A 2,629-nucleotide genomic window follows, 5' to 3' on the forward strand; every position below is an offset into this window, starting at 1 on the left:
GGCCTTTACCTCCGGAACTTGCGCTCTGACGCCAAATTGAATTTTATTCTAAGATCCACTGACCTTTTTTGCTGATTTGCTCATACATTACATCAGGAGCTAGATCTAAGCCATTTTCCCATGTTACAGTACCAATTTCTCTATCAATAAAAACTCTTTTGAACTCATTTTCATCTTCTAAAGACTTAAAAACTCCTCTAAATCGAGAAGGATAAAAGATTACTTGGCCTTTAAGTCCATCTTCGAATAAAACCTCTAATGTGTTTTTGGAAGTGACTTGTACATTAATAGGATCTTTCCACATATCTTACTCCTTCTATCTTAATGGCTCTATTTGCATCGGCTGTTTATCTTTCTGACACAATTCCCAATTTTGTAGTAATTCTTTCTTATGGATTTCAGCCCAAGCTAAAACCAGCCTCTCTTGCTTTTTCGGAAGTTCTCCAACTATTACCGATATATTAGCAATGCTAACGGAACATTTATATTCGCCAAATCTTACATGAAAGTGAGGAGGGTTATGCTCATCCCAATACATACTGATAATTATACCGAAGAATCTACTAATAGTTGGCATATTATTCCTTTAAAGAAACCTAGAGTTCCTATTTTATTTATGTGGTTGATATTATCATGAATTTATAGTACATTTCAATCATTATTTTAATGGAACTCTTTGATCTGGGTTCCGACTCTGGTTATTCTAGGAACTAAGAATGTCTGCATTATTTACACAACAAGAAATTGAATTAATTAAAAAGCGTCATCATAAAAATAGATTATCTTTTGGAGTAATACTCTATCACTATAAAACTAGTAATGAACTTATAACAAATATTACTGAGATTCAGCAATGCCCAAAATTTAGAGAAATATCGCAATTGATTGAATGTTATAAAATTCCTGAAGATCTACCATCTAAAACAATAGATAATTTTTGTTTCATAATTAGATCTTTCTTTAAGAGCTCATATTCAAAAAAATCACACTATGATGAACTAGCCAAATTTCTTTCTAAGTTTGTATTACCAACAAAAGAGCTTAATAACTCTGAATTACAAGCTATTGCTAAAGAATATCTAAAAGATAAAAAGATTGATAGCTTTAAAGATAAAATTCTACAAAGAGTTATTAAGGATGCTATCAATGATTATGAAAAATCACTTTTTGAAAATATTAATAATGAACTTAGTGATGAACAAAAAGCCAACTTTAACGGATTACTCCTGACTTATAAAGATGATTTAACATATCTTGGATGGATTAATAAAGACATTATGAATCCTTCTTTAGACTCCATATTAATTCTTATTAAAATATTAAATCTTACCAATAAGGTAAACATCGAAGTTTCCTCTATAATGAACCTTCCTCGTAAGCGCTTAGAGAAATATGCTGAATCTTTTACTCGGTTTAGTCCTAGTGATTTAAAGCTAATGAAAGATAAACAAAGGATAGCTTATTTAGCTATTTATACATACATACGAAGAGAACAAATTATTGATCGTATAATTGATATGTTTAGTAAAATCTCAAAAAATATAATCCATCGCTCCGAAAGAAGGATGGTTAAAAAACTAATAAGTCAAATCAAGAAAGTATATGGTAAAGATACTATATTATTTAATATTGCTGAAGCATGCATGGATGATCCTGATGATACTATTAGGAATAAGATATTTCCTGTAGTTGGAGAAAATAAGCTAAATAGTATTATTCTAGAATATAAGAAAAAAGGTCCAAAATATCAGAATATTTTACATGAGCAAATTCGTAGCTCTTATGCACGCTACTATCGTAGAATGATACAACCTTTATTAAGTAGCATTGTATTAAAGTCAAATAATACTAATCACCAACCGATTATAGAAGCAGTTGAACTTATAAAAGAATATTTCAATAACTCTAAATCTTACTTTCCCAAAGATATAGAAGTGCCTATTAGTTTCTTGCCTAAAAAATGGCAAGCTCGTATCATTGATAATAATGGAAATATAAAAAGAATATGTTACGAAGTATATGTTTTAAAGAAACTAGCTGATCGTATCAGATGTAGAGAAATATGGATTGAAGGATCCTTCTTACATCGTAATCCAGATTATGACTTACCCAAAGACTTTGATGCGGACAATCCTGAAAATTATGATAATTTATCACAGCCTTTTAATGCTGAAGAGTTTATAAAGCAACTAAAAGAAAATCTTAGTAAAGCATTGGATGAATTAAATAATAATATCAAATATAATAGAAAGGTTAGAATAGACGATAATCGTATAGTTCTATCTCCTCTAGAGCCTCAGAAAGAATCTCAAAATATAGCTTATATCAAAAAACTATTACAGGATAAATGGATTGCCACAAATCTAATTGATCAGTTTAAAGAAGCTAGTTTTAGGACTAAATTCATAGAATCATTCATATCTTATGGTACTAAGGTATATTTACAACCAACTGAAATAGCTGAACGTATTTTATTAGTTATATATGGCTTTGGTACTAATGTTGGTTTAAAGCATGTAAGAGCAGGCAGTCCACATATTAGTTATAAGCAATTAGAACATATTAAAGATTACTTTATATCTAAAGATAATATAAAAGATGCCATTGGCATTGTAGCAAATGCTTTATT

Annotated in this window: 3 protein-coding genes; 1 reads left to right on the forward strand and 2 read right to left on the reverse strand. The window is 29.6% G+C overall.

Annotation, left to right across the window (positions count from 1 at the left end; genetic code table 11):
• Positions 1–43: 43 nt before the first annotated feature.
• Positions 44–304 (reverse strand): DUF2442 domain-containing protein, encoded by a 261-nt coding sequence (locus F3D59_RS09830; protein WP_150464764.1) that lies wholly within the window; start codon positions 302–304, stop codon positions 44–46.
• Between the two features lie 12 nt (positions 305–316).
• A complete protein-coding gene (locus F3D59_RS09835; RefSeq protein ID WP_150464765.1) occupies positions 317–577 on the reverse strand; it encodes a DUF4160 domain-containing protein in 261 nt (86 codons plus the stop codon).
• Between the two features lie 139 nt (positions 578–716).
• Here F3D59_RS09835 and F3D59_RS09840 point away from each other — a divergent pair.
• Positions 717–2,629: Tn3 family transposase (locus tag F3D59_RS09840; RefSeq protein WP_150464766.1), on the forward strand; the 1,913-nt coding region annotated here is incomplete at its 3' end.

It is taken from the genome of Francisella sp. XLW-1 (assembly GCF_008711455.1).
Classification (GTDB): domain Bacteria; phylum Pseudomonadota; class Gammaproteobacteria; order Francisellales; family Francisellaceae; genus Francisella; species Francisella salimarina.

Coding starts and splice junctions, on each gene's coding strand:
- F3D59_RS09830 (WP_150464764.1), bottom strand. CDS start 304: ATGTGGAAAGATCCTATTAATGTACAAGTCACTTCCAAAAACACATTA.
- F3D59_RS09835 (WP_150464765.1), bottom strand. CDS start 577: ATGCCAACTATTAGTAGATTCTTCGGTATAATTATCAGTATGTATTGG.